Origin of the sequence: Neorhizobium phenanthreniclasticum (genome assembly GCF_040066075.1) — a bacterium.
Classification (GTDB): domain Bacteria; phylum Pseudomonadota; class Alphaproteobacteria; order Rhizobiales; family Rhizobiaceae; genus Neorhizobium; species Neorhizobium petrolearium.
This window is the reverse complement of sequence record NZ_JBEAAL010000063.1, coordinates 1-7511: the sequence shown is the minus strand read 5'-3', so window position 1 is coordinate 7511 and position 7511 is coordinate 1. Positions and strand designations below refer to the sequence as shown.

Here is a 7511-nt window from a genome sequence, read left to right as displayed (position 1 = left end):
CCGACCATGATCGCCATCCACGGTCTCATGTCGACTGATCGCGGTATCGGCGTATTGCTTGGCTTTCTGCTCGGTCACGAACAGGCTGACATCGTCGCGCAGCGCGCTTTGATTGCCCTTGAGGGCGAGGACATAGTCGGCCTTCTGGTCGACGATCTGCTGCGCGATCGCACGCTGGCAGCCCATGGCGTCGATGGTCACGATCGCCCCCTCGATCGCCAGCACCTTCAGAAGATGGGGGATCGCGACGATCTCGTTGGCCTTCTCGCCGACCTTGACCTGACCCAGCACCAGACGTTGGCGCGCGGCGAACGCCGAGACCATGTGGATCGCCGCCTTGGCGCCTTTCGACCGGCGCACGGTCTTGCCATCGATGGCGATCACCTCTGTCGCCACGCCGGTCAGCGACGCGACCCAGGCGACAAAACAGCGCTGAAACGCCTCGGCATCAAGCGTGGCAAGGATGTCGCCGAGATGATCATGCGACGGTGTGCCGCCTGCAAAAGGCCGAAACCGACGCAGAAAACTCAGCTTCCGATTGCCAAAATTCGCGATGTCCGTGAATGTTTCCGCCCCCGACAATACCGCAAGCAGGCACAGCAGCAGCACCTCCCTCAGCGGGTAGCGGACCTTGCCGACCTGACGCCCGTCCGGAATATCCTCAAAATATCCAAGAAAAACACCCGCCTCCTCAAAAAGTTCGCCATGCTCCCGATCGCTATCCGTCATCGTCGTCGTTCCTCCATCCAGAGGATCGCGACTGATTCAGCAATTCAAACCTTTGTCACCTACTTCTTCACCCGATCGCCCTGATGTCGACCCCATAGTCCCTTGCGACGGTCACGGAACTCAGCGCCGACTTCGTAATCCCGATTTGCCCGCTCAGCGGTTCAGGGAATTTCTCAAAGACCTCAGGGAAAAAACGCTTCAATAAAAGCCTGACTGTTGGTTTCCACGCAGAACTGAGCCGGTTAGGCGCATAATTTCCATTGAGAATTGAGCCATGTGAACCTTCCCCCAACGCGGAGAGCGACGGGGGCAACGGAGTGATCCACATGGGACTTTTAAACATTATCCGTCGGATGAAGCTGCGCGAGAACCTGTCTGTACGCGAGATCAGCCGGCGCACGGGGCTGTCGCGAAACACGATCGCGAAGTATTTGAACGCGGGCACGATCGAACCGACGTTCACGGTACCGGAACGACCGAGCAAGCTTGATCCTTTTGCCGACAAACTGGCGGCCTGGCTGAAGACCGAGGCCGGGAAGTCGCGCAAGCAGCGCCGAACACTGAAGCAGATTCATGCCGATCTGGTGGCGCTCGGCTTTACCGGTTCCTATGGCCGTGTTGCAGCCTTCGCCCGAGATTGGCGGGCGGATAGACAACGTGAGCAGCAGACGACGGGCCGAGGCATATTCGTTCCGCTGTCTTTCCGCCCAGGCGAAGCATTCCAATTCGATTGGAGTGAGGATTATGCCGTGATCGGCGGAGAGCGGACGAAGCTGCAGGTCGCGCATATCAAGCTATCGCACAGTCGCGCGTTTTTGGTCAGGGCCTACCTGCTGCAGACGCACGAGATGCTTTTTGACGCCCATTGGCACGGCTTCCGTGTGTTCGGAGGCGTCCCTGCTCGCGGCATCTACGATAATCTATGGACGCCTCCCGGGCGAGATGAACATTTGGCGGCACTCGGCATTGGATGCGTGAATCTATCCGGCCTATCGCTGGAGCGATCACGCTCCTGGCCTTGATGGGAGTCCGCTGCCTCTTTCCTCATAACATGATCGACCTTTGTGGCCTTGTCGTAAATCAGGATCCGAAGCTGCGGTCCGTGCCGTTACGCCATCAGTTCTTACCTCGCATTCATCATTGCCTCACAGGCAACGATTGGCAAATGACTATTTTGCGGCATAGCGCTCCTGTCGTGTAAGCAAGGCCCATGCTACCCGCGCGGTCTTGTTGGCGAGCGCTACGATCGCTTTATTAAATCCACGGCGAGCGACGAGCTCTTTCAGCCATTGCGATCGGCGATCGTCGTGACTGGCAAGTCGGCTGATAACTGCGCGTGCACCATGGATCATTTGGCGACGGAGGTAGTGGTTCGCTCGGCGGCCAATTCCGCCGAGGCGTGGTTTGCCGCCAGTCGTGTATTGTCGCGGGACCAGCCCGATCCAGGCCGCCAGTTCTCGCCCCGATTTGAAGTGGCGCCCGTCCTCAACGCTGGCCACCAGTGCAGTTGCAATGATCGGACCGACGCCAGGCAGTTCGCACAGACGGTGGCAATCTTCTCGCTCGCGGCAAATCTCGCTAATCTTCCGGTCGAGCCTGGCAACCCGGTCATTCACATCGGTGAGCTGGTCAAGGAGTTCGAGGAATAGCTCGCGCCCGAGATCGGAAAGAGGTGCATTCTCGACAGCCGAGGGTGCCTGAGCAGCAAACCGCCATGGCCCCTGCGGCAAAACGATTCCATACTCGGCAAGAAGGCCGCGGGCATGATTGATCAGCGATGTCCGCTGAACGATCAGACGCTCCCTAACTCTATGTAGTGACTGAAGGTCTTGCTGTGCGGTCGACTTGACCGGTACGAACCGCATGGTTGGACGTGTCGCCGCTTCATAAATCGCCGCAGCATCGACCGCATCGTTCTTGGAGCCACGGACAAAGGGCTTCACGAAGCGTGGATTGATCAGCAAGACCTCTCGCCCGTCATGCTGGAATTGCCGCCCCCAATGATGAGCGCTGGCGCAGGCTTCCATCGCTACCATCCTGGGGTTTATAGCTTTGACCGTTTCGGCCAACTTCGAACGGCTGATCTTCCGCGACAGGATAGCGCCATCCGACGCGATGCTGTGGAGATGGAATGACGACTTTCCAAGATCGATTGCGAGCAATTCGAATGTCATGACTTCCTCCTTTAGTTGGGCCCCTCATTCTGAGGCCTCGGAGGGAGGCGTCCATCCCATAACATGAAGACAGCGGTCGATCGGGTTGGCCGCGGCAAGGAGCGACAGGTCAACATCCGGTTCCTTGCGATGACGAACCACTACGTCTTTGCACCTGAGTTCTGCAATCCTGCTGCGGGCTGGGAGAAAGGGCAGGTCGAGAAAAACGTTCAGGATTCTCGTCCCCGCCTATGGCAACAGATGCCGGACTTCCCGGATTTGGCAACGTTGAACCTCTGGCTGGAGCAGCATTGCCAGGACCTGTGGCAGGAGACACCGCACGGGAGCCTGCCCGGTTCGATCGCGGATGTTTGGGGTGATGAACAGCCTGCTTTAATGGCGTTGCCCGCCATGTTTGACGGCTTCGTCGAGCAGAGCAAGCGCGTCTCGCCGACATGCCTGATCACCTTCGAACGTAATCGTTACAGTGTGCCAGCATCGTTTGCGAACCGCCCCGTCAGCTTGCGGATTTATCCCGAGCGGCTGGTAGTTGCAGCCGAGGGCAATATCCTCTGCGAACATCCGCGGATCATAGAACGCAGCCACGACAAACCACCGCGAACGATTTACGACTGGCGGCATTACCTTGCCGTCATCCAGCGCAAGCCCGGTGCTTTGCGCAATGGTGCACCCTTCCTGGAATTGCCGCTGGGCTTTCGACAACTGCAGGACCAGATGCTTCGCCGTCCCGGTGGTGATCGGGAGATGGCCGACATCCTCGCTCTGGTGCTTCATCACGACGAACAGGTTGTCGTCAGGGCTGTGGAGCTGGCTCTGGATCAAGGCGTCGCGACCAAGACGCATGTGCTGAACCTGCTGCATCGTCTGATCGATGGGAAGACAACTGACGGTCCTGACATCGACACGCCACAGGCGCTGACCTTGCTGCGTGAACCCAAGGCAAACGTGGAGCGCTATGATGGCCTGCGTGTCCGGATCGTGGGAGGTCGTCATGCGTCATGATCCTGCCAGCGCCGCCGTCGTCATTATGCTTCGTAGCCTGAAGATGTATGGCATGGCCCAAGCGGTCACGGACCTGATCGAGCAAGGAGCACCAGCCTTCGATGCGGCCGTGCCGATCCTGTCCCAGTTGCTAAAAGCCGAGATGGCCGAGCGCGAGGTCCGCTCCATCGCCTATCACATGAAGGCTGCCCGTTTCCCGGCCTACAAGGACATCTCCGGCTACGACTTCGCCGCCAGCGAAATCAACGAGGCGACGGTGCGCCAACTGCATCGATGCGAGTTCATGGACGGAGCGCATAACATTGTCCTCGTCGGCGGGCCGGGCACAGGCAAAACACATGTCGCGACCGCCCTCGGAGTCCAGGCTATCGAGCATCACCGCCGAAAGGTCCGCTTCTTCTCGACCATCGAATTGGTCAATGCGCTCGAGCAGGAGAAGGCAAAGGGCAAGGCAGGTCAGATCGCCGAGACGCTGGTCCGTCTCGATCTGCTGATCCTCGATGAGCTCGGATACCTTCCATTCAGTGCCTCAGGCGGAGCGCTTCTCTTCCACCTGTTGAGCAAGCTTTACGAGCGCACCAGCGTCGTCATCACCACCAACCTCAGCTTCAGCGAATGGGCAACCGTCTTCGGCGAACCAAGCATCGCAGACTGCCCCTATTGTCGACGGGGTGGTGCATCATGTGACTATCATTGACCCACGCCACGGCCTTGCGGGTCAACGTCTTGAGCTGGTGTCAGTCCAGTCCGGTCGCGGTGCGGCATTCGTAGTCGTTCGATTACCTGACGGACGCCGCCGTTCAATTCGCCGGTCGGCGACCGATCTTGCAACCTTTTCGCCGGACGCGTGGAGCGAGTCGAAGTCGGCACCTCGCATCAGCGTTCGAACCCTGCTCACATTGATGCGCCATTTAAACAGCATGGTTACCTCCCGTTCCAAGGAGGTGATTCGCGATGAACGCGCAATCGAAACCGTACCGCGTAGCGTCTCAGTCCCTCGTAAAGCTTCTGACCCCGAGCACGACAGTCCCGCGTCCGTGGCTCGATTTGCCGGCGGAGACGCGCAAACAAGTCGCTCAAAAACTTGCCCCCCTGTTGATGCGGATGCGGTCAATACGCGCGCCGACAAAGGTAGATCGGCATGCTGAGAGCGACGAATAGCCCGGACAGCCAAGTCACCGCCGAGCATCGCGGCAAGCTCGCCTACATTTATGTCCGCCAGTCTTCTGTAAACCAGGTGCGGCATCATCAGGAAAGCACTGAGCTGCAGTATCGGCTCATCGATCGCGCCGTCGCTCTTGGCTGGCCACATGAACGCGTGCACGTCATCGATGAAGATCTTGGCAAATCCGGTTCGGGCAGCGTCGAGCGAGAGGGCTTTAAGAAGCTAATCGCAGAGATCGGGCTTGGAAACGCAGGGCTTGTCATCAGCCTCGATGCCTCTCGGCTCGCCCGCAACAATCGTGATTGGCATCAACTCCTTGATCTGTGCGCACTGTTCGGCGTTATTATTGCCGACGGCGAACGGCTCTATGACCCTTGCGCTTACCATGACCGCCTCTTGCTCGGCTTGTCAGGCATCATGAGCGAAGCGGAGTTGCACCAGATCAGGCAGCGCCTTCATCAGGGCGAGCGTCAGAAAGCGGCACGCGGCGAATTGCGCTTTGGTCTACCCGCCGGATTATCTCATGCCCTCTCGGGCCAGATCATTCTCAATCCCGATGAGGAAGTGCAGGCAAGGCTTTGCCTCGTCTTCAGCAAATTCCGCGAATTGGGAAGCGCGCGGGCGGTAATGCGTTATCTACGCAAGGAGGATTTACCATTGCCAATGCGTCCCCTTCGTGGTCCGGCACCGCACGAAGTCGTCTGGCAAGAGGCCAGCAACCCGCGCGTGCTCAGCATTCTCCATAATCCCGGCTATGCTGGGGCCTATGTCTATGGTCGACGACGGCAGACTGGCGGGCGCATTCGTCAGGACGTGTATCTGCCACGCACAACCAAGGTCCCCATCGAAGACTGGGAGGTCTGTTTGCAAGCGGCCCATCCTGGTTACATCGGCTGGGAGGAGTTTATGGACAACCAACGGCGATTGGAAAACAATATCAACCACTACGAAGCCGGCCATACGGGAGCGCCGCGTAAGGGCGCTGCATTGCTGCAGGGCATCGCTGTCTGTGGGCGGTGCGGCCGGCGGATGAGTTTGCGCTATAGCGGCCCTGCGGGAAACTATCCCGTCTACACGTGCCGCGCCGACCGCGGTCACGATGGAGGGCCGTTATGCCAGGAGGTGCGAGCTCTGCCCATCGACGCACGCATCGAAGGCATTCTACTTGAGGCCCTGACGCCGGATAGCATCGCCATCGCCATCGCCGCACTGGGCCAGATCAAAGAAGAGATCCGGCAGCTTGAGCGTCAATGGGCTCTGCGGCGCGAACGGGCGCGCTACGAGGCGGAAAGGGCACGGCGCCAATACGACGCAGTCGAACCCGAGAACCGCTTGGTGGCCCGGTCGCTGGAGCGGGGATGGGAAGAGAAGCTGCGTGCAGCCGAGGCCATAGAGCAAGATTATCAACGGTGGCGGTCCGACGAACCCTTGGTTCTCAGCGAGGCAGATCGCGACGGACTATTGGCGCTCGGAGAGAACCTCCCTGGCATCTGGCATGCCCCCTCGACCACGGCAGCCGAGCGAAAGAGCATCCTACGCCTCATCATCTGCGAGGTCGTTCTCGACCAAAAGCGCCTGCGGGGCCAGGTCTGGGTCAAGATCCTGTGGCAAACGGGAGCGACAAGCGAGCACTCTGTCCAAAGGCGCGTTCACACCTATGGTGACTATATCGATATCGACAAACTACGAGCGCGCGTGACGGAGCTGAACACCGCCGGCAAAATGGACAAGGAAATTGCCTCGGCGCTGAACGCCGAAGGCTTTCTTGCCGCACGGAATTGCGCCTTCAAGGGTGAGAATGTCTGGCTCTTGCGCAGGCGTTGGGGCATTCCCACCGTCAAAATCAACGGCACGAGCTCCAATCCCGCCCGGTGGCCGGACGGATCCTACTCCGTTCAAGGAGCCGCAGCGGCTCTGGGCATCACACCTCAGGTCATCTTTGATTATCTCGCTCGCGGATGGCTCAAAGGGCACCAACTCGCCAAGGGCCAGCCGTGGCAAATCGACTTGACGCAGGACCAGATCGACATTCTGCGCGCTCGCGCTCAACGTAATAGACGATCGAGGAAACAGGCATCATGAAATCATTGGTGACGCCAAGATGACCACCGCTCTGCTCGATCGTCTGACCCACCGTTGCCACATCCTGGAAACAGGAAACGACAGCTTCCGCTTCAAGGCCAGCTCGGCCGCAGCAGCACAGAAGAGAGGAGAAAAGGCCAATCTCTTGACCAAAGCCTGATCAGAAAACCATACTCAGAAGTGGCTCACTTCTCGGTGGAAAAACCGGCTCAGTTCCGCGTGGAAACCAACATTTCGACATAGACGAGGAAGCTCGTCGCGTTGATCGGCCGGTCGATGACCCAGGGCGCGCTGACGCGATCAACGCGCAGGGCGGCAATGAACGTCATGGTGTTCCAGTGGCCGAAGGGAGCCTGGCC

3 protein-coding genes and 5 pseudogenes are annotated in these 7511 nt (G+C 59.1%); 5 read left to right on the top strand and 3 right to left on the bottom strand.

The window, feature by feature from the left end; genetic code table 11:
- The coding region (locus ABK249_RS33525) for an ISAs1 family transposase (protein ID WP_348864906.1) at positions 1-729 on the bottom strand (729 nt) is incomplete at its 3' end.
- Positions 730-1055: 326 nt separating this feature from the next.
- Between ABK249_RS33525 and istA the strand changes: the two are divergent.
- Positions 1056-1670: pseudogene (gene istA / locus ABK249_RS33520) on the top strand (IS21 family transposase); the annotation flags it as partial.
- 228 nt (positions 1671-1898) lie between these two features.
- Here istA and ABK249_RS33515 read toward each other — a convergent pair.
- The gene (locus ABK249_RS33515) at positions 1899-2903 is read right to left on the bottom strand and encodes an IS110 family RNA-guided transposase (RefSeq protein ID WP_113426808.1); all 1005 of its coding nucleotides are present in this window, start codon (positions 2901-2903) and stop codon (positions 1899-1901) included.
- A 60-nt stretch (positions 2904-2963) separates the two neighbouring features.
- On the opposite strand from ABK249_RS33515, the pseudogene ABK249_RS33510 reads away from it, so the two are divergent.
- The 4 genes and pseudogenes from ABK249_RS33510 to ABK249_RS33495 form a co-directional block, all read left to right on the top strand.
- Positions 2964-3905, top strand: a pseudogene (locus ABK249_RS33510) (Mu transposase domain-containing protein); the annotation flags it as partial.
- Positions 3895-4603, top strand: a pseudogene (gene istB, locus ABK249_RS33505) (IS21-like element helper ATPase IstB); the annotation flags it as partial. The pseudogenes ABK249_RS33510 and istB, both read left to right, overlap by 11 nt.
- A 443-nt stretch (positions 4604-5046) precedes the next feature.
- Positions 5047-7152, top strand: coding sequence for a recombinase family protein (locus tag ABK249_RS33500; protein ID WP_210059119.1), 2106 nt, complete (start codon positions 5047-5049; stop codon positions 7150-7152).
- A gap of 1 nt (position 7153) precedes the next feature.
- A pseudogene (locus ABK249_RS33495) lies at positions 7154-7312 on the top strand (ATP-binding protein); the annotation flags it as partial.
- Between the two features lie 73 nt (positions 7313-7385).
- On the opposite strand, the pseudogene ABK249_RS33490 reads toward ABK249_RS33495, so the two are convergent.
- Positions 7386-7511 (bottom strand): annotated as a pseudogene (locus ABK249_RS33490) (IS630 family transposase); the annotation flags it as partial.

Coding starts and splice junctions, on each gene's coding strand:
- ABK249_RS33515 (WP_113426808.1), bottom strand. CDS start 2,903: ATGACATTCGAATTGCTCGCAATCGATCTTGGAAAGTCGTCATTCCAT.
- ABK249_RS33500 (WP_210059119.1), top strand. CDS start 5,047: ATGCTGAGAGCGACGAATAGCCCGGACAGCCAAGTCACCGCCGAGCAT.